The 24,154-nt window shown below is 65.8% G+C and carries 21 protein-coding genes; 12 read left to right on the top strand and 9 right to left on the bottom strand.

Annotation, left to right across the window (positions count from 1 at the left end; all coding sequences use genetic code 11):
- The first annotated feature begins 480 nt into the window (after window positions 1–480).
- Together ACZ1A1_RS06940 and ACZ1A1_RS06935 are read left to right on the top strand one after the other, a co-directional pair.
- A complete protein-coding gene (locus ACZ1A1_RS06940; protein ID WP_313192992.1) occupies window positions 481–849 on the top strand; it encodes an Hpt domain-containing protein in 369 nt (122 codons plus the stop codon).
- 184 nt (window positions 850–1,033) lie between these two features.
- Window positions 1,034–1,354, top strand: a complete 321-nt coding sequence (locus tag ACZ1A1_RS06935) for a 2Fe-2S iron-sulfur cluster-binding protein (RefSeq protein WP_119256218.1) — start codon at window positions 1,034–1,036, stop codon at window positions 1,352–1,354.
- Between the two features lie 402 nt (window positions 1,355–1,756).
- Here the strand turns inward: ACZ1A1_RS06935 and ACZ1A1_RS06930 are convergent, their stop codons facing one another.
- A complete protein-coding gene (locus ACZ1A1_RS06930) occupies window positions 1,757–2,365 on the bottom strand; it encodes a DUF922 domain-containing Zn-dependent protease (RefSeq protein WP_463619296.1) in 609 nt (202 codons plus the stop codon).
- A 151-nt stretch (window positions 2,366–2,516) separates the two neighbouring features.
- Between ACZ1A1_RS06930 and folP the strand changes: the two genes are divergently transcribed.
- Genes folP through folK form a run of 3 tightly spaced genes read left to right on the top strand, consistent with a single transcriptional unit; the run spans window position 2,517 to window position 4,286 of the window.
- On the top strand, window positions 2,517–3,416 hold the full coding sequence (gene folP / locus ACZ1A1_RS06925; RefSeq protein ID WP_463619294.1) for a dihydropteroate synthase: 900 nt from the start codon (window positions 2,517–2,519) through the stop codon (window positions 3,414–3,416).
- The gene (gene folB, locus ACZ1A1_RS06920; protein WP_454635555.1) at window positions 3,413–3,781 is read left to right on the top strand and encodes a dihydroneopterin aldolase; all 369 of its coding nucleotides are present in this window, start codon (window positions 3,413–3,415) and stop codon (window positions 3,779–3,781) included. Before folP ends, folB begins: the two co-directional genes overlap by 4 nt.
- Complete coding sequence (folK, locus tag ACZ1A1_RS06915; protein WP_463619293.1) at window positions 3,771–4,286, top strand: 2-amino-4-hydroxy-6-hydroxymethyldihydropteridine diphosphokinase; 516 nt, start codon at window positions 3,771–3,773, stop codon at window positions 4,284–4,286. The genes folB and folK overlap by 11 nt, the downstream gene beginning before the upstream one ends.
- A 3-nt stretch (window positions 4,287–4,289) precedes the next feature.
- Here the strand turns inward: folK and ACZ1A1_RS06910 are convergent, their stop codons facing one another.
- The 4 genes from ACZ1A1_RS06910 to ACZ1A1_RS06895 form a co-directional block, all read right to left on the bottom strand.
- The gene (locus ACZ1A1_RS06910; RefSeq protein ID WP_463619292.1) at window positions 4,290–4,838 is read right to left on the bottom strand and encodes a hypothetical protein; all 549 of its coding nucleotides are present in this window, start codon (window positions 4,836–4,838) and stop codon (window positions 4,290–4,292) included.
- Window positions 4,839–4,985: 147 nt separating this feature from the next.
- Window positions 4,986–6,050, bottom strand: coding sequence for a YcjF family protein (locus tag ACZ1A1_RS06905; protein WP_463619291.1), 1,065 nt, complete (start codon window positions 6,048–6,050; stop codon window positions 4,986–4,988).
- Window positions 6,047–7,522 (bottom strand): YcjX family GTP-binding protein, encoded by a 1,476-nt coding sequence (locus tag ACZ1A1_RS06900; protein WP_463619290.1) that lies wholly within the window; start codon window positions 7,520–7,522, stop codon window positions 6,047–6,049. The genes ACZ1A1_RS06905 and ACZ1A1_RS06900 overlap by 4 nt, the downstream gene beginning before the upstream one ends.
- A 69-nt stretch (window positions 7,523–7,591) precedes the next feature.
- Window positions 7,592–8,116, bottom strand: a complete 525-nt coding sequence (locus ACZ1A1_RS06895) for a SixA phosphatase family protein (RefSeq protein WP_313192999.1) — start codon at window positions 8,114–8,116, stop codon at window positions 7,592–7,594.
- Between the two features lie 361 nt (window positions 8,117–8,477).
- Between ACZ1A1_RS06895 and dksA the strand changes: the two genes are divergently transcribed.
- Window positions 8,478–8,897, top strand: a complete 420-nt coding sequence (gene dksA, locus ACZ1A1_RS06890; RefSeq protein ID WP_119256227.1) for an RNA polymerase-binding protein DksA — start codon at window positions 8,478–8,480, stop codon at window positions 8,895–8,897.
- Between the two features lie 194 nt (window positions 8,898–9,091).
- Window positions 9,092–9,466 (top strand): VOC family protein, encoded by a 375-nt coding sequence (locus ACZ1A1_RS06885; RefSeq protein WP_463619289.1) that lies wholly within the window; start codon window positions 9,092–9,094, stop codon window positions 9,464–9,466.
- A 36-nt stretch (window positions 9,467–9,502) separates the two neighbouring features.
- Here the strand turns inward: ACZ1A1_RS06885 and ACZ1A1_RS06880 are convergent, their stop codons facing one another.
- On the bottom strand, window positions 9,503–10,495 hold the full coding sequence (locus ACZ1A1_RS06880) for a flagellar biosynthetic protein FliO (protein ID WP_463619287.1): 993 nt from the start codon (window positions 10,493–10,495) through the stop codon (window positions 9,503–9,505).
- A gap of 295 nt (window positions 10,496–10,790) precedes the next feature.
- Here ACZ1A1_RS06880 and cckA point away from each other — a divergent pair, with 295 nt between their 5' ends.
- On the top strand, window positions 10,791–13,400 hold the full coding sequence (cckA, locus tag ACZ1A1_RS06875) for a cell cycle histidine kinase CckA (protein WP_463619286.1): 2,610 nt from the start codon (window positions 10,791–10,793) through the stop codon (window positions 13,398–13,400).
- Window positions 13,401–13,809: 409 nt separating this feature from the next.
- Here the strand turns inward: cckA and ACZ1A1_RS06870 are convergent, their stop codons facing one another.
- Window positions 13,810–14,736 carry a pseudouridine-5'-phosphate glycosidase gene (locus ACZ1A1_RS06870; protein ID WP_463619285.1) on the bottom strand — a complete coding sequence of 309 codons (927 nt, stop codon included), beginning with the start codon at window positions 14,734–14,736 and terminating at the stop codon, window positions 13,810–13,812.
- Window positions 14,737–14,793: 57 nt separating this feature from the next.
- A complete protein-coding gene (locus tag ACZ1A1_RS06865) occupies window positions 14,794–15,741 on the bottom strand; it encodes a carbohydrate kinase family protein (RefSeq protein WP_463619284.1) in 948 nt (315 codons plus the stop codon).
- A 231-nt stretch (window positions 15,742–15,972) separates the two neighbouring features.
- Between ACZ1A1_RS06865 and recA the strand changes: the two genes are divergently transcribed.
- From recA to ACZ1A1_RS06850, 3 genes are all read left to right on the top strand, one after another.
- Entirely contained in the window at window positions 15,973–17,058 is a 1,086-nt protein-coding gene (gene recA, locus ACZ1A1_RS06860; protein ID WP_415212044.1) for a recombinase RecA, read from the top strand.
- 359 nt (window positions 17,059–17,417) lie between these two features.
- The gene (alaS, locus tag ACZ1A1_RS06855) at window positions 17,418–20,078 is read left to right on the top strand and encodes an alanine--tRNA ligase (RefSeq protein WP_463619283.1); all 2,661 of its coding nucleotides are present in this window, start codon (window positions 17,418–17,420) and stop codon (window positions 20,076–20,078) included.
- A 109-nt stretch (window positions 20,079–20,187) separates the two neighbouring features.
- Window positions 20,188–21,417, top strand: coding sequence for a GGDEF domain-containing protein (locus tag ACZ1A1_RS06850; RefSeq protein ID WP_463619282.1), 1,230 nt, complete (start codon window positions 20,188–20,190; stop codon window positions 21,415–21,417).
- Here ACZ1A1_RS06850 and ACZ1A1_RS06845 read toward each other — a convergent pair.
- Entirely contained in the window at window positions 21,414–23,093 is a 1,680-nt protein-coding gene (locus ACZ1A1_RS06845; RefSeq protein ID WP_463619281.1) for a SulP family inorganic anion transporter, read from the bottom strand. The genes ACZ1A1_RS06850 and ACZ1A1_RS06845 overlap by 4 nt on opposite strands.
- 182 nt (window positions 23,094–23,275) lie before the next feature.
- On the opposite strand from ACZ1A1_RS06845, the gene ACZ1A1_RS06840 reads away from it, so the two are divergent.
- Complete coding sequence (locus ACZ1A1_RS06840) at window positions 23,276–24,139, top strand: AraC family transcriptional regulator (RefSeq protein WP_463619280.1); 864 nt, start codon at window positions 23,276–23,278, stop codon at window positions 24,137–24,139.
- Window positions 24,140–24,154: the final 15 nt, after the last annotated feature.

The following is a 24,154-nucleotide window of genomic DNA, read 5'->3' as shown; positions in this document are numbered from 1 at the left end:
CCGCTGCTCAGGCGCACTGGAACCGTCCGGGTGGTGGCCGGTCTTGCTGCAAACCCTCATGGCAAGCAGCGTCCGGACCGCCGTTCATTCCAACTTCGCTCGATAAACCGAAACGGTGAAAGGGTGTATCTCCGCGCACGGTTTATCCACCGGGACTACCGGTCGTATCGTAGTGACACATTAGCCTGTATCACACAATTCATTGCCATCTCCCTTCGCCCGAAACTTAACAGGAAGTTAAAAACGGGCGAATCCGTATCGCGATGGAAAACTTGAGAAAACGGCAATTTTTCAGCCGTTAACCATAGTTTGCGATTCATGCCCATTTTGCGCCGTCTTTTAATCGGATAGGCGCGCCGGCCGCGCAGAATGAATTGCCGGGCGGACGGTGCATAAGGGCGGAAAACGCCTGCGCCCCCGCCGGCATCTGCGTGCATCACAACGAAACAAGCGTACGTAGCGTATATAAGGATATTGGCAATGGCAGCGCTCAACATCGCATTCGAGGCGCCCGACAATGCGGGCGGCATGTGTCCCCCGAATGGACGGCCGATCGATCTGGTACACCTTGCCCGACAGACCATGGGCGACAAGGCACTGGAACTGGAAGTGCTGCAGATGTTCGCGCGGCAGGCCCGCGCCAGCATGAAGGAGATCGCGGAGACGCAGGGCCCCGACCGCGCCGCCGTCGCCCATCGTCTCAAGGGCTCGGCCCAGTCCGTCGGCGCGACCATCGTCGGCGCGGCCGCCGAGGCGCTGGAACGCAACCCCGCAAATGCCGTCGCGCTGGCGAATGTCACGGCCGCCGTGGTCGAGGCGGAGAACTTCATCCTGAAACTCTGCCGCTGAGCGGCAGTCCCTGCCGCAGGGGCAGCCGTGCGGCGCCGGGTCCTTAAAGTCCCGGGCGCGGCGCACTATGTTGACTGGTGACAGGTTTTGTTGGAAACAGCCGCCGGAAAACCGGCGGCGCGCACCCTCTCTGCCGTCCAGTCACGTGCCCGCACCGGGCAGCCTACAGGATCCGGAAGTCATCATGAGCAAACTCACCATCGTCGCCTTCGACGGCACGCGCCACGAACTGGATGTCGCCAACGGTTCCACGGTGATGGAAAATGCCGTGCGCAATTCCGTGCCCGGCATCGAGGCGGAATGCGGCGGTGCCTGCGCCTGCGCGACCTGTCATGTCTATGTCGACGATGCCTGGAGCGCAGTGGTCGGTCCGCCGGAGGCGATGGAAGAGGACATGCTGGACTTCGCCTACGACGTCCGCCCGACCTCGCGGCTTTCCTGTCAGATCAAGATGTCGGATGCGCTCGACGGGCTCGTCGTCCACGTGCCGGAACGCCAGGCCTGACATCATCCCCCGCACGAAAACATTCCCGCTCTTCTTCCCGCGTGAAGAAGAGAACGGGTGAGGTCTGTTCTTTTTCAAGAATAGATGGGCAAAAAAATGCCTCGCCGGTCACCAGGGACGAGCGAGGCCAGGAGGGCGCATCGCAGTCAGGAGAGGGAGGAGAACACCTGCTGCTTCGATAGAGATGCGCCAGGAGAACCTGTCAAAACCCATGCATGCCGCTTCGGAAACCAAGAGAAACCTTCCGATCGCTGTTGGGATGACGATAAGGTGATTTGCAGAATTGCGCTATCGCTAGATTTCACCACTGATTTTGTGCAGGTCGAGCCGCTCTCGGCTTGATCCGTTCCGGTTGCACTCGGAATCCTACGGGAAATACATGCTGGGCCCTGCGGCCTTTACTCACTTGCCGTTGTTGATGCGGTGGGTGAGCAGGCGCATCATGCGGTCGTTGAAGTTCTTGGACTCGATCCGGTCGAAGCGCGCCTGGTCGGCGTCGTGCCTGGCGACGGCGTCGGCGGTCACCCGGTCGACGCGTGCCTGCATGCGCTCGCAGCTCGCTTCCGGCGGCAGGCGCTTGAGGGTGCGCTCCAGGTCGCGGGCGTGGCTCCGGGCGATTTCGGCGTGGCGTTCCTCATGGCGGCGGATGTCGGCGGAAAGCGTGTCCCAGATGAGGGCGAGCGAGGGCGTCGCGCGCTTGCGGTTCTTCCAGCGGGGCAGGATGATCTGGGTGGAGAGCGTGACCTTGGCATCGCCCACCGCGCAGCGGTCGCCGCGCCGCACATAGGTGACGGACCCGCCCCACTTGATCCGCGTGGCGCCGGGATGGCGCGAGCCGCTGTGCTTCATGACGGGGCCGCGCTTCGACAATTCCTCGTCGAGTTCGGCGGCCGTGCGCCCGCCGACGGAGAAATAGGCGAAGGACTTCGAGGTGATCGTCTCGGCGCGGGCCGGCTGGAGGGCGAGGCAGGCGAGGGCGGCAAGGGCCATCAGGCGGGCGATGGTCTTCATTTCGGTTCAGCATTCCTTTCGCCACCGGATCCGCCCGATGGTGTGCCGGCTCGATACGCTGAGCCGGTTGAACTTCCTTTAAGCTTGGGGCATAGGCTCGGCGAGCGCAACACCCTTTCGGGGCACTGGTTAATCGCGGGAGGAAACCGCCATGTTCTCGCCGTTCGAACCCTTCCGCTGGGCGCTTGCGCACGGCCGGCATCTGGAACTCGGCCCGCGTGGCATTCTGATGGCGATCGTCAACGTCACCCCCGATTCCTTTTCCGACGGCGGAAAATTCGACAGCGCGGATGCCGCGGTGGCGCAGGCGATCCTCTGTCTGGAACAAGGCGCCGAGATCGTCGATATCGGTGGGGAATCGACCCGGCCCGGCGCCGCGGCCGTGACGGCCGCTGAGGAGCAGGACCGGATTCTGCCCGTCATCGAGGCGCTTGCCGGCACGACGGACGCCATTATCTCCGTCGATACCTACCGCGCCGAAACCGCCCGCCTTGCCGTTGCCGCCGGCGCACATATCGTCAACGACGTGCACGGGCTGCAGCGCGAGCCCGATATCGCGCGCGTGGCGGCGGAGACCGGGGCGGGGCTCTGCATCATGCATACCGGCCGCGACCGGCAGAAGCTCCCCGACGTCGTGGAGGACCAGTATCTCTTCCTCGGCCGTTCGCTGGAAATCGCGCGGGAGGCCGGTGTCGCCCGCGAGGCCATGGTGCTCGATCCCGGCTTCGGCTTTGCCAAGGATACCGACGAGAATATCGAGCTCATGGCGCGTTTCGGCGCGCTTTTCGGTTTCGAACTGCCCATTCTCGCCGGCACGTCGCGAAAGCGCTTCGTCGGCGCGGTCACCGGCCGCGAGGCGGCGGAGCGGGATGCGGGCACGGCCGCGACGACGGCGCTGCTGCGTGTTGCCGGCGCGGCGGTCTTCAGGGTGCACGATGTCGCAATCAACAGGGATGCGCTTGCCATGGCGGATGCTATGCTCGACGCAGGGCGCAAGGTGAAGGTGCGCGAGGCGCGCGCCGGAGAGCCAACCGGACAGGATAGACCATGACCACGACTTATACGATCACGCTCAAGAACTGCGCCTTCTTCGCCCGCCACGGCCTGCACGATGCCGAGGAATTCCTGGGGCAGCGCTTCTTCGTCGATGCCGAGCTGGACGTGCGGCCGTTGCGCCCGCTTTCCGACGATTCGATCGAATCGACCGTCGACTACGGCGTCGCCTTCCAGGAGATCGAGAAGATCGTCACCGGCCAGCGGCGCTACCTCATCGAGGCGCTCGCGCAGGAGATCGCCACCGTTCTCTGTGCGCGCTTCCCGCAGATTTCCCGCGCGCGCATCACCGTGCGCAAGCCGAACGCGCCGGTTCCCGGCGTGCTCGATTATGTCCAGGTGACGGTCGACCATGTCGTCTGAGCCCTTCCGTCGGGCGACGCTCGGCCTCGGCGGCAATGTCGGCGATCCGGTACGATCGATGGCGGAGGCGCTGCGCATGCTCGATGCGCGGCCGGACTGCCGTGTCGTCGCCGTTTCACGGCTCTACCGCACGCCGCCCTGGGGCAAGACGGACCAGGACTGGTTCTTCAATGCCTGCGCGCTGGTGGAGACGATGCTTGCCCCGGAGGCGCTTCTCGACGCCTGTCTCGGGATCGAGCGCGACATGAAGCGCGAGCGCAAGGAGCGCTGGGGGCCGCGCACCATCGATATCGATGTCCTGACCTATGAGGGCGTGTCGCAGGCCGGCGGCCGGCTGGAACTGCCGCATCCGCGCATGACGGCGCGCGGTTTCGTGCTGATGCCGCTGGCGGACGTCACGCCAACGCTAGATGTCGAGGGACGGACCGCCGAGGCGTGGCTGAAGGAGGCGGATGTCGCGGGGATCGAGCCGGCAAGCGCCGGCCCGGACTGGTGGAAGGCCTGAGCCTTACTTGATCGAGCCGACGGCGATGTCGTCGAGGCTGCGGTCGAGCGACAGGCCGATGACCGGGACCATCTTGTTCTCGACCTTCACCGAGATGGTGATGTTCATCTTGTTGTCGCTCTCCAGCCGCGCGATCATCGCGCCGTTGAGCTTCTGGCGGTTGATGCCGACGACGACCTTGTTGCCAGCGACCTGGCCGGAGGTGATGTCGAGGCCCTTGCCGTTCGCGCCGTCGAGGAACTTGCCCTTGTAGGTGGCGCCCGCCTTGGTGATCAGCGCGGACATCGGCTGCTTGAACACGCCGACGCGGCAGAAGCCGTCGAGCTGGATGCCGGCATCCTTCGCGGCGGCGGTGTCGCCGGTGAGGTCGCAGCTGAACTTGGTGCCCTTGTACTTTCCGGCGACGATTTCGCCGCTGCCCTGCCAGTTGCCCGCGACCTGCTGGAAGAATGCCTTGTCGTGTGAACCGGCGGCGGCCGGAAGGGCGAAGGCGGTGGTTGCGAGAATGGCCGCTACGGAGACGCGGGCGATCAAAGAGGTGCGCGAGTACATGAACGATCCTTGATGGGCGACGGCCATCTGGCCTGCTCTGGTGAGAGGAGATTTGCGCGAAAATGGTTAATGGACGGTTTCCCGCCGCCCTGTCCATTCGTATTTGATGACGGCCGAGGCCCTGAAAACCGGGGTGTTGCAGTCCGGTCACGCCTCGTCGCGGCGGCTGCTCCCGGTTCCCGGCGTCAGGTCGCCGATGAAATCGCCGATGCCGGGCCGTTTCAGCGCCCGGAAGGGCATGGGCCGGCAGAGGTCCATGGCGGCGATGCCGATTCGTGCCGTCATCAGGCCGTTGATGACGCCTTCGCCGAGCCGCGCGGAGAGCTTGGAGGCGATGCCATGGCCGAGCACCTGCTGGACGAGGCTGTCGCCCATGGCGATGGAGCCGGTGACGGCGAGGTGGGCGATGACGTCGCGCATCAGGCGCAGCATGCCGATCTTGCCCGGCCTTCCGCCATAGAGTTCCGCCATGCCGCGCACCAGCCGGCTGCTTTCGTAGATGACATAGCCGAGGTCGACCAGCGCGCGCGGGCTGACGGCGGTGACGATGGAGACGCGCTTGGCGGCGCCGAGGATCAATGCCCGCGCCTCGCGGTCGAGCGGGGCCATCAGCTCCCGCTCCGCAAGGTCGACGAGATGGGCTGCGTCGATGATCTCGCCCTCGGTCTCGGCGAGCCTTGCCCGTCCCCGGGCCGTCTGCGGCCGGGCGGCGAGAAGATGGACGAGGCGGGAGACGATGGCGCGGCCGACCGACGGCGTCGGGGAGGCGGCGGCTTCGAGGATATCGTGCTTGAGGTCCTGCACGGCGGCGAGCCGGCGCAGTCCGATGAGCTCGCGCAGCACCACGCCGAGAAGGGCGAGCACGGCGACCGCCGCGGCGGCGACCGCGAGATAGCCGAGCCAGTCGTTGCGAGTGAAGAGATCGCGGATCAGCGCATCCACCCAGAGGCCGACGGCGAGCGAGAGAAGGAGGCCGAGCGCGCCGAAGGCGATGCGGCCGAGCGTCAGGCGGCGCGGGCGGGGCGTCGCGACGGGCGGCATCAGCTCGGGCAGGTCGGCCGTGGTGGCGATGAAGGGATCGTCCGCGTCCGGCGTCAGCGTCACGGCATCGTCGAAGGCGGCGGGCGTGCGGGGCTTGCTGCGCTCCGGTTCCTTCGCCGCGGCGGCGGGCGGAAGCGAGAAGGCGGCGGGCCTGCGCGGACGGTCTGTCATGCGAGCCGGTCTCCGATGAGATATTGCAGCGCCCGGTCGAGGCGGATATGCGGCACCGACAGTTTCAGGCCGCCGCCCGTTTCCTCGATATGCGGCGGGCGGAAGCGGACGAAATTGAGAAGATGCGGCGCTTCGCCTTCAGGGGACGATTCAAGCGCTTGAAAAAGTGAATCCGGATCCTTCGGCAAGTCCCCGGGAAATATCGCTGTTTTCCGTTCGCCGTCGAAGACCTCGCCATCGATCCTCTCGCCCGCCATCGGCACGCCGACGATGACCGGCAGGTCCTCGCCATCGTGCTTGACGGTCGCCTCGCGGGTGGCGCGCACGGAGGCGAGCGCCATGACCTCGATGCCTGCGCCGCTCATGCCGATGCGCTCGATGGCGCGCTCCACCAGCCGGCGGGTGATGGCCTCCAGCCGCGGATGGCTTTCATGATGCAGGTGGTCGGCCTTGGTGGCGGCGATGACGATGCGGTCGATGCGGCGCGTGACGAAGGAGGAGAGGAAGCTGTTGGCGCCGGCGCGGAAGCAGTCGAGCACGTCGCCGAGCGCCCGCTCCAGGTCGTGCACTGCTTCAGTGCCGCGATTGATCGCCTGAAGCGCGTCGATCAGCACGATCTGCCGGTCGAGGCGGGCGAAGTGCTCGCGGAAGAAGGGGCGCACGACATGGGCCTTGTAGGCCTCGTAGCGGCGCTCCATCATCGCATGCAGCGAGCCCCTGGCGGGACTGCCCGCGGCAAGGTTCGGCAAGGGAGCGAAGGTAAGCGCCGGCGAGCCTTCAAGGTCTCCCGGCATGAGGAAGCGGCCGGGCGGCAGGGTGGAAAGCGAGCGCTCGTCGGACTTGCAGGCTTTCAGATAGGCGGTGAAGGCTTCTGCGAGCGACCGGGCGGTGGCCTCTTCCGCATGGGCGGCGGGATCGACCGTGCCGGAAAGTGCGAGCCAGTCGCGGGCAAGCTCGGCGCGGATGCCGGACTGCGCGAGCGCGACGGTGTTCTGGCTGAAGGTGCGGAAATCCTGCGCTAGCAGCGGCAGGTCGAGCAGCCATTCGCCGGGATAGTCGATGATGTCGATGGAGAGCTTGCCGGGCGAGAACAGGCGGCCCCAGCCGGATGCGCTCTCGTAATCCAGCGTGATGCGGAGCTGCGAGATGGCGCGGGTCGAGTCCGGCCAGAGACGGTCGGCGACGAGCGCGCGGATATGGTCCTCGTACTGGAAACGCGGCACGGCGTCGTCCGGCTGGGGTTCCAGCCGGATCTTCGAGACGCGGCCGGAGCGGCCGGCCTCGAAGAGCGGCAGGCGTCCGCCGTTCAGCAGATTGTGCACGAGGGAGGAGATGAAGACCGTCTTGCCGGCGCGCGAAAGGCCTGTCACGCCGAGCCGGATCGACGGGCTGACGAGATTGGCGGCGCGGCCGGTGAGCGCATCGAGCGCGAGCCGGGCTTCGTCGGTGAAGGTGGTCAGGCTAGGCGGCAAGGTCTCTTTCCAGCATCGAGGGCGATATAGGAAACGAAATCCGGCAGGAAAAGAGGCGGCGCCGTTTCGTCAATGGGCCGGACGCGGCGCCATGAAGCCGGCAAGGCAGGCGCCGGTGTAATCCTCTTCCGTCGGGCGCCGGTCGAAATCGAGGATGGCGAGGCCTGCCGTCGGATAGCCGAAGGGCGCGGCGGTCTCGGCGATCTCCTTGCCGACGAGGCGGTGGAAGAATTCCTCGATCATCGGATTGTGGCCGACGATCATCACGGCGCTTTCCCGCCGGTTCGCGAAGGCGAGCTCCGCATAGGCGTCGATCGTGCCGGAATAGAGCGAATCGACATAATCTATGGAAAGCTCCTCGCTGACGGTGCGGTGGAACGGTTCCGCCGTCTGGCGGCAGCGCACGGCGGTCGAGGAGATGATGAGGTCCGGCCGGTAGCCCTGGTCGGCCGCTTCCTCGGCGATCACCTCGGCTTCGGCGAAGCCGTCGTCGTCGAGCGCCCGTTCGAAATCCGACTGGCCGGGCTGGGCCCAGGCGGCGCGGGCGTGGCGAAGGATATAGAGCCGGAAGGCCGGCGTGCCGAGAGATGCCAAGTCTGTCCTCCATCCGCCTGCGGCAGGATCGATGCCGTCTCCAGACTTCATGTCTTTCCTTGCCGGAAAGATCAACCGGTTTTGCGCCGTTGCCGGCAAGGCAAGAATTCTGTGCTTAAATTCACGGCAGGGATGGCGCTTGGCCCATTCTGGGGACACCTTTTCGTGTGAAGCGGCAAGCAAATTTGGGGCCGATTCGGGGACGTTTTCCCCATCCCGTTGTAATCTTGATGAAATATTAGTCTGGCAGGGTTTAAAATAGAGGCACGCGCGAAAACCGTGGGTAAGTCCCGGCAGGCTTGAATCGCGTTACCCGTGGGGATATACAGCGCGCCTTGAGATGTTCTTCAGGAGAATCGCGTTGAGTGAGAAGATCGATCTTAGCAATTTCGTCCTCGATGAGGGCGAGGAATTCATGAATGCAAACCAGCGCGCCTACTTTCGAGCGAAGTTGAACGCCTGGAAAAACGATATCCTGCGCGAAGCGCGCGAAACCCTCGATCACCTGGCGGAAGAAAGCGCCAACCACCCGGACCTCGCGGACCGGGCATCCTCGGAAACCGACCGTGCCATCGAGCTTCGCGCTCGCGACCGCCAGCGCAAGCTGATCTCCAAGATCGATGCGGCGCTCCAGCGTCTCGACGAAGGCACCTACGGCTATTGCGAGGAAACCGGCGAACCGATCGGCCTCAAGCGTCTCGACGCCCGCCCGATCGCAACGCTGTCGATCGAGGCGCAGGAGCGCCATGAGCGTCGGGAGAAGGTGTATCGCGACGAGTAGGCGTTTCCTGCGGGTCCGAGGAGGCTCGCAGGCCGCGCCGGCAAGGATCGAACATCGGACATTGTCCGGTGCGGGCGGTTTTCGGACCGCGTGACATCGGGAAGACTGCCAAAAGCCGCCGCGGATATCCCGGCGGCTTTTTGGTTTCCGGTTTTCGATTCCCGGCCAGCGCTGCCCGGGCTTGAGGAGGAACCATGTTCGATCATGTGAAATTCGGCGTCAGCGACTATGAGGCGAGCAAGGCCTTCTTTCTCAAGGCGCTCGCGCCGCTCGGCGTGGCCGTCGTCTCGGAAGGAACGCCGGCCTATGGCGTGGAGATGAGTTCGGACGGCAAGGTGTCGCTGTGTCTTTGCCGGACAGAGGAGAAGCCGGCGCATCTTCACCTGGCCTTCGTCGCCGAGCGCCGGGAACAGGTGGATGCCTTCCACCGTGCCGCTCTGGAAGCGGGCGGCAAGGACAATGGCGCGCCGGGCCTGCGTCCCCGCTACTACGCGAACTATTACGCGGCATTCGTCATCGGTCCCGACGGGCACAATATCGAAGCGGTTTGTCACGCGCCGGAGGCGTGATCCTTCACGCCTCGGTTCCCTTGTCGGGCCGGAAGATCAGGCCTTGCGGTTCGCGGCGATCTCGCCGAGCAGGCGGGCCATTTCCGCTTCCGTCTCCTCGCGGCTCTTGGCGGCGGACTGGCCCTGGCCGATCATCGCCGCGGTCTGCGTGGGATTGGTCGTCGGCTGGGTGACGGTGCGGGCCGGAACGGCCGCCGCGGCAGCGGCATTGTTCGCCATTTCCGCTTCGAGGATCTTTTCGAATTCGCTCACCAGCGCCGGATTGTCGGCGGCGCTCGCCGTTGGGTTGGTGATCGCTGCGCTGGTGACGGGGCGCTGCACGGTCTGGGCGGTCGTGACCTGCGCCGTGGTTGCAGCCGTCTGCGGCGACAGAACGCGCTGGCGGTTCTGCTCCAGCATCTCCTCGACGCGGCGTTCGGGTGCGCGCTGCTGCGTGCCGGTCTGCGCCTGCTGCGCGACGGCGGCCGGTTGCTGGACCGGGCGCGCGGGCAGGGCGCGGACGGCGGCATCCTCGTCGCCGGAATAGAGTACCTTGCTCATGGCCGAGACGCCTTCCGGCAGCGCGGCCGGCCGGCGCTCGGCGGCGAGGGGAACGGTTCCCGCGGCAGCGCCCGCCGTGGCGGAGCGGGCGGCGAGCGGGGTCTCCGCAGTCTTGGCGATTGTCTCCTGCACGGCGGGCGAGGGCTCGGCGCGCTGGGCCTTCTCGACCGGCTTTTCCGCGGTCGGGGCCGTTTCGGCGGAGGCGGAGACGATGCGGGATTCGATGACGATATCCGTCGGGCCGCCGATCATGACGAGATGCTCGACATCGTCGCGGCGCACCAGCACGAGGCGGCGGCGCGTATCGATCGCGGCGGCGTCCAGCACGGCAAGGCGCGGCGTCCGGTTGCGCCCGCCGCGAATGAAGGGCGAGGAGGGCCGGCCGCGGATGATCCACAGCACCAGCGCGAGGCAGAGAAGGCCGAGCAGCACCACCGCCGCGGCAATGGCGAATTTCATGCCGTTCTCTGCTAGGATCTCCTGGGGCATGGCGCAGTCACTCCTCGGTGGACGGGTTGCTTCGTCAAACTGACAGCATTTGACGGCTTTTTACGGGCTCGTACAAGCGCGGCACGCCGCTTGTCCAGCACCTATTGCCGTCGTCATCGCCGCCCAACTATGGCAGCATGCGGAAATTGCGAGGGTAAGGCCTCGAATATTCCCTGTGAATTCGCCGCCTTGCTTCCCTCGGGCGGCTTTTTGCGCTTCCCTCGGGCGGATAAACATGATTCTGGCATCGGGTCCGGCCACAGCGCAAGGCCGGACAGTTGCAGACGAGGGATTGATGACGACGATGAAGCGGCCGGACGAGGACAATGTGCCGATCGTGGACCGCGGCCTGCGGCCGGCGGTGGCGTTGCGCGTCGTGCTGCTCGCGCTCGTCCTGGCGGTGTCCGCCGGGGCCTTCATCCTCTTCAAGAACCAGCTCGACAACGAGATCGTGCTCGGCGTCCTCGGCGTGCTCGCCATGGCCGGAATCTTCTTCGTCGTTTCCGCGCTGATCGGCTTCATCGAGATCATGCCGCAGGCGAACGGCTCGGACGGGCTTGCGCGCACCTTCGTCGATTCGCATCCGGACGGCACGGTCGTCACCGACCGCAAGGGCCGCATCGTCTATGCCAACGCCGCCTATGGGGCGCTGACGGGGGCGAAGGGCGAGGCGGAGGTGCAGACGCTGGAAACGCTGCTGTCGCGCAACCGCGACGCCACCGAAGCGGTCTACCGCCTGACGAACGGTCTGCACGAGGGCAAGGAAGGGGCGGAGGAGTTCCGCGTCCAGAAGGCGCTCAACCCGTCTTCCGCCAACGGTTCGGGTGCCCATTGGTATCGCCTCAAGGCGCGCGTGCTGCCGAATTCCGGCAATGCCCGCCAGCCGCTCTATATCTGGCAGATTTCCGACATCACCTCCGAGCGGGACGACCAGGAGCGCTTCTTCAAGGAATTGCAGAACGCCATCGATTATCTCGACCACGCGCCTGCCGGCTTCTTCTCCGCCGGCCGCAAGGGCGAGATCGTCTATCTCAACGCCACGCTCGCCGAATGGCTCGGCATCGACCTGACGAAGTTCCATCCGGGCTCGCTTTCCATCGCCGATGTGGTGGCGGGCGAGGGGCTGGCGCTCATCCAGTCCGTGCAGGCCGAGCCGGGCCTCAAGCGCACCGAGACGCTCGACCTTGATCTGCGCAAGACCAACGGCCAGAGCCTGCCGGTGCGCATCGTGCACCGCGTCTCCTCCATGCGCGACGGCGCGCCGGGCGAGAGCCGCACCATCGTGCTGGCGCGCGAGGACGGGAGCCAGAACGACCAGTCCGCCTCCATCGCCTCGATGCGCTTCACGCGCTTCTTCAACAACACGCCGATGGCGATCGCCTCGGTGGACGGCGACGGGCGCATCCTGCGCACCAATGCGCCCTTCCTCAAGCTCTTCTCCGGCGTCGTCTCGCGCGACGACATCGACCGCGGCGCCAAGCTCGAAACCATCGTGCACGAGACGGATCGCCTGCGCCTGCAATCGGCGTTCGATGCGGCCAAGGACCGGCAGGGCGACATCCCGCCGCTCGATTCGCTGCATCCCGGCGACGACGGAAGGCATTTCCGCTTCTATGTGAACGCCGTCATCGACCAGAGCGACGAGACGCCGGAAGAGGCCGCCATCGTCTATGCCGTCGAGATCACCGAGCAGAAGGCGCTCGAGACGCAGATGGCGCAGACGCAGAAGATGAATGCGGTCGGCACGCTCGCCGGCGGCATCGCGCACGACTTCAACAACGTGCTGACGGCGATCCTGCTGTCCTCCGACCACCTGCTCCTGTCCGCGCGCCCGTCCGATGCGAGCTTCGCCGATCTCATGGAGATCAAGCGCAACGCCAACCGCGCCGCCGTGCTGGTGCGCCAGCTTCTCGCCTTCTCGCGCAAGCAGACGATGCGGCCGACCGTCCTGAACCTCACGGACGTCATCGGCGACCTGCGCATGCTCGTCGACCGGATGACCGGCACCAATGTCAAGATCGATGTCGAATACGGCCGGGACCTCTGGCCGGTGAAGACGGATCTCGGCCAGTTCGAGCAGGTGCTGATCAACCTTGCCGTCAATGCGCGCGACGCCATGCCGGAGGGCGGCACGATCACCTTCCGCACGCGCAATGTCGAGGCCGAGGAGGCCGCAGCTCGGAACCTGCGCGACCTGCCGCCCGGCGACTATGTGGAAGTAGAGGTCGCCGACCAGGGCACCGGCATTCCGCCCGAGATCATCGACAAGATCTTCGAGCCCTTCTTCACCACCAAGGAAGTCGGCAAGGGTACCGGCCTCGGCCTGTCGATGGTCTATGGCATCGTCAAGCAGTCCGGCGGCTACATCTATCTCGATTCCGAAGTCGGCAAGGGCACGATCTTCCGCATCCTCATGCCGCGCCATACCGAAGAGGCCGTGCCGGCCGCCGAGGCCGCCGCGACCTCGCAGTCCGGCGGGCAGCAGCCCGCGGCCGTCGCGGAGGCGCCGGAAAAGGAACCGCGCGACCTCACCGGCGACTCGGCCGTCGTCCTTCTCGTCGAGGACGAGGAGGCGGTGCGCCGCGGCGGCAAGCGCATGCTGGAAACGCGCGGCTACACGGTGCACGAGGCCGGTTCCGGCGTCGAGGCGCTCGACATCATGGAAGAGCTGAACGGCGCGGTCGACATCGTCGTCTCCGACGTCGTCATGCCGGAGATGGACGGCCCGTCGCTGTTGCGCGAACTGCGCAAGTCCTATCCGGACATGAAGTTCATCTTCGTCTCCGGCTACGCCGAGGACGCCTTCGCCCGCAACCTGCCCGCCGACGCCAAGTTCGGCTTCCTGCCGAAGCCGTTCTCGCTGAAGCAACTCGCCGAAGCTGTCAGGGAAATGCTGGACGCTTGAGGCTCTTCGAGGCAGGCGACACTTCGGGGCGGACGCGGTCGTCTTTCTGCCAGGAATCACAAGGTCGAAGCGTTATCTTCCCTACCGACATCGTCCTCGGCCTTGAGCCGAAGGTGAATGCGGCACTCCCGATTGTGGATGGTCGGGTCAAGCCCGACCATGACGATGGAAGAGGTGTGCGATGGGAAGGTTGACCTATCGGCTTCATCAGGAACCTTGCTGAAGGAACCTGCTAGAGAAGTCCTTCCGGGAAAACAGCCGCCCCACCCAATGACGTCATCCTCGGGCCTGACCCGAGGGATCCATGCGTCACCGTTAGCCTTGAGGTTCGGGGCAAGCCCAAGCATGACGAAGGAGGGGTGAAGGGTTTCTGTCAGAATGGCGGCCGGAAGAACCGGCCGCCTCTTTGTCAGTCGACCAGCGCCACGGCGATTTCCGCCGCAAGCCGCGCATTGTTTTCCACCAGCGCGATGTTCGTCTTCAGGCTGCGGCCGTCCGTCAGGTGGAAGAGGTTGTCGAGCAGGTACGGCGTCACGGCCTTGCCGGCGATCTCGTCGCGTTCGGCATTGTCGATCGCGCGGGCGATGTAGATTTCCATTTCGTCGCGCGGGATCTCGTCGGCCGCCGGAACGGGATTGGCGATCAGCATGCCGCCGTCGATGCCGAGCTGGTCGCGCACCTTCTGGAAGTTGGCGATGGCTGCCGGGCTGTTCAGCGTCAGCGGGCTCTTGAGGCCCGAATCGCGTGACCAGAAGGCCGGGAAGGTCGGGCTGTCATAGGTCACGACCGGCACGCCGCGGGTTTCCAGAACCTCCAGCGTCTTCGGAATGTCGAGGATCGCCTTGGCGCCGGCGCAGACGACGATGACGCCGGTGCGGCCCAGTTCCTCGAGATCGGCGGAAATGTCGAAGGTCTCTTCCGCGCCGCGGTGGACGCCGCCGATGCCGCCGGTGGCGAAGACCTTGATGCCGGCGCGGGCCGCGCCGATCATGGTGGCGGCGACGGTGGTGGCGCCGGTGCGGCGCTCGGCGATCGCGAAGGCGATGTCGGCGCGCGAGACCTTCAGGGCGCCCTTGGTCTGCGAGAGCGCTTCGAGCTCGGCGTCTTCGAGGCCGACATGCAGCACGCCGTCGATGACGGCGATGGTGGCGGGCACTGCGCCCTGTTCACGGATGATGCGCTCGACGCTGCGGGCCATGTCGAGATTGCCCGGATAGGGCATGCCGTGCGTGATGATCGTCGATTCGAGGGCGACGATGGGCGCGCTGCGTTCCTTCGCGGCAGCCACTTCGGCCGAATAGCGCATGGGCAGGAGAGGAGAGACGGGTCTGGTCATGCTGTTTCCTTGAGAGTCCTGGGAGGAATCTTGCTCTGGATTTCGAGCAAAAAAGTCTCATGACAGGATTTCAGCCTCCGGCACAAGAGAAAGTGCGTCCGAAAGGGCGGCTTGCGACATTTCTTCGGCCACAGCCAGGGGTGATCGAACGGTGATCGCCGCTGCCGCAACGCCGTGGCGTAGCGCCTCGCCGACCGTCGCGCCGCCCGTCCAGGCGTTGAGGAAACCGGAGGCGAGCGAATCGCCGGCACCGGTCACGTCGCCCAGAGCCGGGATGTCCGGCGGGATGACGAGCGCCGCGCCCGTTTCATCGAAGGCGACCACACCCCTGCCGCCGCGGGTCACGACGCCGGCGGAAAGCCCGGCGGCGTTGAGCGCCTTCGGCCAGTCGGCGGGGTCTTTCGGCGTCTCGCCCGTCAGCGTGCGGGCTTCCGCCTCATTCATGAAGAGGAAGGCGAGGGCGGAAAGGCTGTCCTGGAACCGCACCACCTTGGCCGGGGAAATGGCGATGCCGGCGACTGGAACGCCCGCCGCCTTCGCCGCCTCGGCCATGGCGGCCAGCGTCTCGCCCGGCAGGTTGGCATCGGTGAGGATGAGTGCAGCCGTGCCGATCGCCTCGCGCATCGCGCGCTGCTGCAGGCGGCGCGGCGAGAACAGCCGGTAGAGCTCCATGTCGGCAAGCGCGATGACGAGGTTTCCGTCGCGCTCGATGATGGCGGTATAGCTGGGCGTCGCGCGGTCGAGGAAGATGAAGGGCGTATCCTCCACACCGGCGGCGACCGCGGCGGCGGCAACGATATCGCCGTCGGAATCCCCGCCGCGCGGCGAAACGAGCCGCACCTTGTGGCCGAGCCGGGAAAGATTGCGCGCCGCATTGAAGGCGCCGCCGCCCGCTTCCACGAACCATGCGCCCGGATTGCTCGCGCCAGGCGCCGTCTCGCCGGCGATGCGTCCGCGCCTGTCCACATGGGCGCCGCCCATCACCAGTATCGTCCTGTCCGTCATGGTCTTCCTTCGCATCCCGCCGATTCGGCTATGGCAGCCTCGCCAGGCGGTGAGTCTTCTTTTGTTCCTGCAAGGCGCTCATCCACCTGAAATGAAAATAGAACACGGTCAAGATTTCCAAAATTATTCAATGGGATGAATATATCTTGCGAAACGAGAACAAAGAGTGTACATAGCTTTCATCGGCGGCTTCGTTGCCTGTCTTGCTTCAATAACCTAAAGGTGGACCAAATGGCACAGAACACTTTGCGGCTCGTAGAGGATAAAACAGTGGATAAAAGCAAGGCACTCGAAGCGGCTCTCTCTCAGATCGAGCGCTCCTTCGGCAAGGGCTCCATCATGAAGCTCGGCGGAAAGGACAGCGTCATCGAGGTCGAGACCGTTTCGACGGGCTCCCTCAGCCTCGACGTCGCGCTCGGCATTGGCGGCCTGCCGAAGGGGCGCATCATCGAGATCTACGGTCCGGAAAGCTCGGGCAAGACGACGCTGGCGCTGCAGACCATCGCGGAAGCACAGAAGAAGGGCGGCATCTGCGCCTTCGTCGACGCCGAACACGCGCTCGATCCGGTCTATGCCCGCAAGCTCGGCGTGGACCTCGAAAACCTGCTGATCTCGCAGCCCGATACCGGCGAACAGGCGCTTGAGATCACCGACACGCTGGTGCGCTCCGGCGCCATCGACGTGCTGGTCGTCGACTCGGTCGCCGCGCTCACGCCGCGCGCCGAAATCGAGGGCGAGATGGGGGAAAGCCTGCCGGGCCTCCAGGCACGTCTCATGAGCCAGGCGCTGCGCAAGCTGACGGCCTCGATCTCCAAGTCCAACACGATGGTCATCTTCATCAACCAGATCCGCATGAAGATCGGCGTCGTCTACGGTTCGCCGGAAGTGACGACGGGCGGCAACGCGCTGAAGTTCTACGCTTCCGTCCGCCTCGACATCCGCCGCATCGGCGCGGTCAAGGAGCGCGACGAGGTCATCGGCAACCAGACCCGCGTCAAGGTCGTCAAGAACAAGATGGCCCCGCCCTTCAAGCAGGTCGAGTTCGACATCATGTATGGCGAGGGCGTCTCCAAGACGGGCGAGCTCATCGACCTCGGCGTCAAGGCCGGCATCGTCGAGAAGTCGGGCGCCTGGTTCTCCTACAACAGCCAGCGTCTCGGCCAGGGCCGCGAGAACGCCAAGACGTTCCTGCGCGACAATCCGGATCTCGCCCGAGAGATCGAGATGACGCTGCGCCAGAATGCCGGCCTGATCGCCGACCGCTTCCTGGAAAACGGCGGCCCGGACCCGAACGACGGCGATGACGGCGAGCCCTGATCGCCCCGGCGCCGCGTGCGCCTGCGCATGACGCGGATCGGTCTGCGATTGCGCCCCATGCGGAACGATAATCCGGAAACCGGCCTCTTCTTCGTGAAAGGCCGGTTTTTTGGTGTCTGGACAGGGAAGGGTGCGGGCGATAAAAGCCATCAATTCTCGCGCGCGCCCGCGGTTTACGGCCTTTCCCGGGAAAGGCGGCCGGCGTGTGCAGTTTCGACGGAACTGGCGGATGGAGAGCCTCGCAAGGGGCTTCCGGCGGGCACTCCGGCCGGCGGGGCGGTTTCGCGTCTGCCGAATATGACATTGGGTGGATGATGCGCAGCCTGCGGGGCAGGCGGCGCCAAGATGAAGGACGCGACATGAGCGGCGTGAATGAGATCCGGTCGACTTTCCTCGACTATTTCCGCAGGGAAGGCCACGAGGTCGTCTCGTCGAGCCCGCTCGTGCCGCGCAACGACCCGACCCTGATGTTCACCAATGCCGGCATGGTGCAGTTCAAGAACGTCTTCACCGGCTTGGAGTCGCGTCCCTATTCCACGGCGGTCACCGCGCAGAAATGCGTGCGCGCCGGCGGCAAGCACAACGACCTCGACAATGTCGGCTATACCGCGCGCCACCACACCTTCTTCGAGATGCTCGGCAACTTCTCCTTCGGCGACTACTTCAAGGAGCGCGCCATCGAGCTTGCCTGGAACCTGATCACCAAGGAATTCGGCATCGACAAGAGCCGGCTGCTCGTCACCGTCTACCATACGGACGACCAGGCCTTCGACCTCTGGAAGAAGATCGCCGGCTTTTCCGACGACCGCATCATCCGCATCCCGACCAGCGACAATTTCTGGGCGATGGGCGATACCGGCCCATGCGGCCCCTGTTCGGAGATCTTCTACGATCATGGCGATCATATCTGGGGCGGCCCGCCCGGTTCGCCGGAAGAGGACGGCGACCGCTTCATCGAGATCTGGAACCTCGTCTTCATGCAGTTCGAGCAGATCACGAAGGAAGAGCGCCTCGACCTGCCGCGTCCGTCCATCGACACCGGCATGGGCCTGGAGCGCATCGCCGCGCTGCTGCAGGGCAAGCATGACAACTACGATATCGACCTCTTCCGCGCGCTGATCGACGCCTCCGTCGAGGCGACCGGCGTTCCGGCGGAAGGCGAGGCCCGCGCCAGCCACCGTGTCATCGCCGACCACCTGCGCTCCTCCGCCTTCCTGATCGCCGACGGCGTCCTGCCGGCCAAGGACGGCCGCGGCTATGTGCTGCGCCGCATCATGCGCCGCGCCATGCGTCACGCGCAGCTTCTCGGCGCGAAAGAGCCGCTGATGTGGAAGCTGCTGCCGACGCTGGTCAGCGAGATGGGCCGCGCCTATCCGGAGTTGCAGCGCGCCGAAGCGCTGATCTCCGAGACACTGAAGCTGGAGGAAACCCGTTTCCGCACCACGCTGGAGCGCGGCCTGAACCTCCTCTCCGACGCCACCAACACGCTGCACAAGGGCGACATGCTGGACGGCGAGACCGCCTTCAAGCTTTATGACACCTATGGCTTCCCGCTCGATCTGACGCAGGACGCGTTGCGCGCTCGCGAGATCGGTGTCGATCTTTCCGGCTTCACGGACGCCATGGAGCGCCAGAAGGCAGAGGCCCGCTCGCATTGGGCCGGTTCGGGCGACAAGGCGACGGAAACGATCTGGTTCGAGCTGAAGGAAAAGTTCGGTGCGAGCGAATTCCTCGGCTATGACACCGAGACCGCCGAGGGCGTCGTCCAGGCGATCGTGCGTGACGGCAAGGCGGTCGAAACCGCCAATGCCGGCGAGCAGGTACAGCTCGTCATCAACCAGACGCCGTTCTACGGCGAATCCGGTGGCCAGATGGGCGATACCGGCACGATCTCCGCCGACAACGCCAAGCTCACCGTTTCGGATACGCAGAAGAAGGGCGAAGGCCTCTTCGTGCATGTCGCGACCGTCGCCGAAGGCGCGCTCAAGGTCGGCGATGCGGTTGCCCTGACCGTCGACCATGCCCGCCGCTCGCGCCTTCGCGCCAACCATTCGGCAACGCATCTCCTGCACGAGGCGCTGCGCGAAGTGCTCGGCACCCATGTCGCCCAGAAGGGCTCGCTGGTCGCGCCCGAGCGCCTGCGCTTCGACGTCTCGCATCCCAAGCCCATGACGGCCGAGGAACTGCGCGTCATCGAGGACATGGCGAACGAGATCATCGTGCAGAATTCGCCGGTCACCACCCGCCTGATGACGGTGGACGACGCGATCGCCGAGGGCGCCATGGCGCTCTTCGGCGAGAAATACGGCGATGAGGTCCGTGTCGTCTCCATGGGCACAGGCATCCGCGGCGCCAAGGCCAACCGGCCCTATTCGGTCGAGCTGTGCGGCGGCACGCATGTCTCCTCCACGGGCGAGATCGGCCTCGTGCGCATCCTTTCCGACAGCGCCGTCGGCTCGGGCGTGCGCCGTCTCGAAGCGCTGACCGGGGAATCTGCCCGCGCCTATCTCGCCGAGCAGGACGAGCGCGTGAAGGCGCTCGCCAACGCGCTCAAGGCCCAGCCGGGCGAGGTTCTCTCCCGTGTCGAGGCGCTGGTCGACGAACGCCGCAAGCTGGAGCGCGAATTGACGGAAGCCAAGAAGAAGCTGGCGCTCTCCGGCGGCTCTGCCGGCGGCGACGACGGCATGCGCGAGGTTGCCGGCGTGAAATATCTCGGCAAGGTGGTCACCGGCGTCGAGCCGAAGGACCTCAAGAGCCTCGCGGACGAAGGCAAGAAGAGCCTCGGCTCGGGCGTCGTCACCTTCGTCGGCGTCTCGCCCGACGGCAAGGCGAGCGCCGTGGTCGCCGTGACGGAAGACCTCACCGGCCGCTTCAGCGCCGTCGATCTCGTCCGCCGCGCCTCCGAGGCGCTCGGCGGCAAGGGCGGCGGCGGCCGTCCGGACATGGCGCAGGCCGGCGGGCCGGATGGTTCGAGGGCCGGCGATGCGGTCGAGGCCGTCGCTGCGGCGCTGGCCGGCTAAACGTTCCTTTTTACTCCACAATCCATCGAACGGCGGGCCTTGGCCCGCCGTTTCGTTTGCGAAGTCTTCAAGGTTTGCACCTAGCATTCCGGCGTGTGGAGTGCCCATATTGATTGAAGACGTTATCAGCATCTCGACCTTGATGATCTGTACCTTCCTGTCGACCATGGTCGTCGGGATTTTCATGCTGCAGGTCTGGCTTACCGACCGGCGCCATGCGGCGGCCGGCTACTGGTGCATGTCCATGTGGGTGGGTTCGGCCTGCACGCTGCTCTTCGCGTTGCGGCCCATCGGCCTTCCGGTCCTGACCGTCGGCCTCGGCAATGCGTTCGCCGCTTTCGGCTACGCGTTCATGTGGGCCGGTTTCCGGGTCTTCGACCGCCGGTCCGCCAGTCTTCTGGTCGTGCTGGCCGGGCCGCTGCTCTGGACCGCAGCCTATCTCGGTTTCGATGCGGTGGCGAGCAATGTCAACAACCGCATCATCCTGTCCTCGATCATCATCGCCGGCTATTCGGGCGCCATCGGTATCGATATCTGGCGCGGCCGCAGGACCGAGCGGCTGCCGACCCGCTCCATCGCTGCGCTTTTCTTCGTGACGCATGGCCTGATCTATTTCCTGCGCGTGCCGCTGGCGATCTTCTTCCCGGCGCCGCTCGCCGACGGAACGGCGCATTCGGCCTGGTTCGCCATCTTCTCGCTGGAGCTCTTCGCCCATACGATCCTGGCGGCCGTCGCCATGCTGGTGCTGATCAAGGAGCGCGGCGAGGCGATCTATCGCCAGGCCTCGCGCACCGACGCGCTGACCGGTATCGCCAATCGCGGCTCGTTCCTGGAGGATGTGCGGCTGCATCTTTCCGGCAAGGGCGAGGGCACGCTGATGATCTTCGACCTCGACCGGTTCAAGGCGATCAACGATACCTATGGCCATGTCGCGGGCGATGCGGTGCTGAAGCGCTTTTCCGCCCGGGTTTCCTCCTGGCTGGACGAGGGCATGCTGTTCTGCCGGTTCGGCGGCGAGGAATTCGCGCTTTTCGCGCCTGGGCAGGGCGCCGAACGGGTAGAACCCTTCGCCGAAGCGCTCCGCCGCGAGATCGCCGCCATGTCGGTGACCTGCGAGGGGCGCGAGATCGGCGTTTCGGTCAGCATCGGCCTTGCCGATGTGGCGGCCTTCGGCGCGGATTTCGACCGCCTGCATTCGGCGGCCGACAGCGCGCTCTATGCTGCCAAGGAAGCGGGGCGCAACCGGGTGATGCTCGCCCGGCCCGGCGGAAACCTTACCGCGCTTGCCGAGCGCATGCGGATTTCCCCTGAGCAGAGTGGTATTTCCATAGCCGGCTAATTTTCCGCCGGCCTGCCGGCGATTTCCGCCAGGGCGGCATTGGCTGTCGCGGTATAGGTGACGCGCGGGGCGTGCAGTTCATGGGCCTCCAGCAGCCGCCGCATGTCCGGTTTCAGCCCCGCGATGAAGACGCGGACGCCCGCGCGGTCGGCCTTGCGCACCAGCCCTTCGATGACGCTGGCGGCGGTGGAATCGAGCAGCGGAACGTCGGTGCAGTCGAGCACGAAATTGCGCCGCTGGTCGGCGATGCGGTCGAGCACGGAGCCGACGCTGGCGGCCGCGCCGAAGAAGAACACGCCGCTGATGCGATAGACGACCGTATCCGGGTCGTCCGCCACGACCGGCCGCTCGGGCAGGCCGCTGTCCTCGCCGGCCTCCTCGATGGCGCGCACGAGGCGCGGCACGGTTTCCTCCCGGATATCCACCGCCTTGCCCATGCGGTCGATGAAGAGCACGGCGCCGAGCAGGAAGCCGACGACGATGCCTTCGGTGAGATCGCGGAAGACGACGAGGAGGAAGGTCACGACGAGCACCGCCGCATCGCCGCGCGACGAGCGGAAGAGTGCGCCGATGGCCGGGCGTTCGATCATGTTGAAGGAGACGACCGCGAGCACGCCGGCAAGGGCGGCGAGCGGAATGTAGCTGGCGAGCGGCGCGGCGAGGAGCATGAAGATGAGCAGGAAGAGGGCATGCAGCATGCCGGAGACCGGGCTGGTGGCGCCGGAGCGGACATTCGTCGCCGTGCGGGCGATGGTGCCGGTCACGCAGATGCCGCCGAAGAGCGCCGAGCCGACATTGGCGAAGCCCTGCGCGACGAGCTCCATGCTGGAGCGATGCCGCCGGCCCGTCATGCCGTCGGCGACGACGGCGGAGAGCAGCGATTCGATCGCACCGAGCAGGGCGAAGGCGACCGCATCGGGCAGCACGGCGACGACGAGGTCGGGCGAGAAGGAGGGCAGAGCCGGAACAGGCAGGCTGCGCGGGATGCCGCCGAAGCGGGTGCCGATGGTATCCGCCGGCAGGGCGAGGAGCGCGGTCGCGGCCGAGGCGACGGCGACCGCGATGAGAAGGTTCGGCCAGGAGGGGCGGAAGCGGCGCAGAAGCAGGATGACCGCGATGGTGAGCCCCGCAACACCGAAGGCGGCGAGGTTGAAGGTGGGCCGCGCGGCCCAGAGGGCGGCGAGCTTCTCGATGAACGGTCCCGGTTCGCGGCCTTCGAGCTTCAGCCCCAGCAGCTCGCCGATCTGGCTGGAGAAGATGATGATGGCGATGCCGGCCGTGAAGCCGACCGTCACCGGATAGGGGATGAACTTGATGTATTTGCCGAGCCGGAGATAGCCGGCGATGGCCAGAATGATGCCGGAGAGGAAGGTGGCGAGCAGCAGGCCCTCGACCCCGTGCCGGGCGGCGGTTGCCGAGACCAGCACGATGAAGGCGCCCGCCGGCCCGCCCACCTGGAAGCGGCTGCCGCCGAGCGCGGAGACGAGGAAGCCGCCGACGATGGCGGTGTAGAGGCCGCGGTCGGGCGTGACGCCCGAGGCGATGGCGATCGCCATGGAAAGCGGCAGGGCGACGATCGCCACGGTGAGGCCGGCAAGCGCATCGGCGCGCAGACGCGCGGGGCTGTAGCCCTCCGCGAAAACGCTGGCGAGCTTCGGCATCAATGTATCGGTCATGGGAGCCTCGAAAGGCCGGTGGATTGGGGGAAAGGGGCCGGCGAGGGCATCTCACGCCGAGTCGCCCGATTTTGCAATAACGGAAGGCAAGGCTATGCGAAAATTGCAAGGCAAGACAGAAGCGCAGGATTTGTGAAATTGCTTCGTGCTTGGTTCAATGCGTTCCGGCGAGAGGAAACAGCATGAGCGAGAACGAGATCTGGGCGGCCTATGAAAAACGCCTGCTGCGGGTTTCGGCCTATATCCACGAACATCTGGACGAGGATCTTGACCTCGACCGGCTTTCCGAGATCGCCTGCCTTTCCGCCCATCACTGGCACCGCGTCTACCGGGCCGTGCACAACGAGACGCTGGCGGCGACCGTGCGCCGGCTGCGTCTCCATCGTGCGGCGGGCGATCTGGTGCGCAGCGAGCGCTCCGTCCGGGACATCGCCGTGCGATGGGGCTATCCCAACCTGCAATCCTTCACGCGCACCTTCGCGGCCGCCTATGGCATGCCGCCGGCGCGCTACCGCAGGGAGGGTTCCCATCGCGCCTATGCCCCCGAAAGCGACGAGGAGTCTTCGCGCATGTTCGACGTCACCATCCGCACCCTTGCCGGGCAGCCGCTGCTCGCCGTTCCCCATGCCGGATCCTATATGGGTATCGGCAAGGCCTTCGAGGCGCTTTACGGCACGCTCTTTTCCCGCAACCTCTTCCGGCCGGACATGCGCATGATCGGCGTCTTCCTCGACGATCCCGATCTGGTGGCGGAAGAAAAGCTGCGCTCCTTCGCCTGCGTTACCGCTGACGAGAATATCCCCGTCGAGCCGCCCCTGACGCGGCGCGTCCTGGCGGGCGGGGACTATGCCGTACTGCGCCATCAGGGGCCCTATGCGAATATGGGCGCGGCCTATCGGTGGCTCTACGGCACATGGCTGCCCGGCTCCGGCCGCTCGATCCGCGACGAGGTGATGTTCGAGCTATATCTCAACAATCCCCGCGAGGTGCCGCCGAACGAGTTGCTGACGGAAATCTGCCTGCCGCTACAGCCGGTTGCCGTCTAGTTGAGACATGCTCGG

It is taken from the genome of Shinella sp. R2-11 (assembly GCF_055330205.1).
This window is presented reverse-complemented; position numbering and strand designations above follow the sequence as displayed.

Coding starts and splice junctions, on each gene's coding strand:
- folK (WP_463619293.1), top strand. CDS start 3,771: ATGTCGTCTGAGCCCTTCCGTCGGGCGACGCTCGGCCTCGGCGGCAAT.
- ACZ1A1_RS06865 (WP_463619284.1), bottom strand. CDS start 15,741: ATGACGGACAGGACGATACTGGTGATGGGCGGCGCCCATGTGGACAGG.
- ACZ1A1_RS06940 (WP_313192992.1), top strand. CDS start 481: ATGGCAGCGCTCAACATCGCATTCGAGGCGCCCGACAATGCGGGCGGC.
- ACZ1A1_RS06935 (WP_119256218.1), top strand. CDS start 1,034: ATGAGCAAACTCACCATCGTCGCCTTCGACGGCACGCGCCACGAACTG.
- recA (WP_415212044.1), top strand. CDS start 15,973: ATGGCACAGAACACTTTGCGGCTCGTAGAGGATAAAACAGTGGATAAA.
- ACZ1A1_RS06905 (WP_463619291.1), bottom strand. CDS start 6,050: ATGACAGACCGTCCGCGCAGGCCCGCCGCCTTCTCGCTTCCGCCCGCC.
- ACZ1A1_RS06885 (WP_463619289.1), top strand. CDS start 9,092: ATGTTCGATCATGTGAAATTCGGCGTCAGCGACTATGAGGCGAGCAAG.
- ACZ1A1_RS06880 (WP_463619287.1), bottom strand. CDS start 10,495: ATGCCCCAGGAGATCCTAGCAGAGAACGGCATGAAATTCGCCATTGCC.
- folP (WP_463619294.1), top strand. CDS start 2,517: ATGTTCTCGCCGTTCGAACCCTTCCGCTGGGCGCTTGCGCACGGCCGG.
- ACZ1A1_RS06930 (WP_463619296.1), bottom strand. CDS start 2,365: ATGAAGACCATCGCCCGCCTGATGGCCCTTGCCGCCCTCGCCTGCCTC.
- ACZ1A1_RS06910 (WP_463619292.1), bottom strand. CDS start 4,838: ATGTACTCGCGCACCTCTTTGATCGCCCGCGTCTCCGTAGCGGCCATT.
- cckA (WP_463619286.1), top strand. CDS start 10,791: ATGACGACGATGAAGCGGCCGGACGAGGACAATGTGCCGATCGTGGAC.
- alaS (WP_463619283.1), top strand. CDS start 17,418: ATGAGCGGCGTGAATGAGATCCGGTCGACTTTCCTCGACTATTTCCGC.
- ACZ1A1_RS06840 (WP_463619280.1), top strand. CDS start 23,276: ATGAGCGAGAACGAGATCTGGGCGGCCTATGAAAAACGCCTGCTGCGG.
- folB (WP_454635555.1), top strand. CDS start 3,413: ATGACCACGACTTATACGATCACGCTCAAGAACTGCGCCTTCTTCGCC.
- ACZ1A1_RS06845 (WP_463619281.1), bottom strand. CDS start 23,093: ATGACCGATACATTGATGCCGAAGCTCGCCAGCGTTTTCGCGGAGGGC.
- ACZ1A1_RS06870 (WP_463619285.1), bottom strand. CDS start 14,736: ATGACCAGACCCGTCTCTCCTCTCCTGCCCATGCGCTATTCGGCCGAA.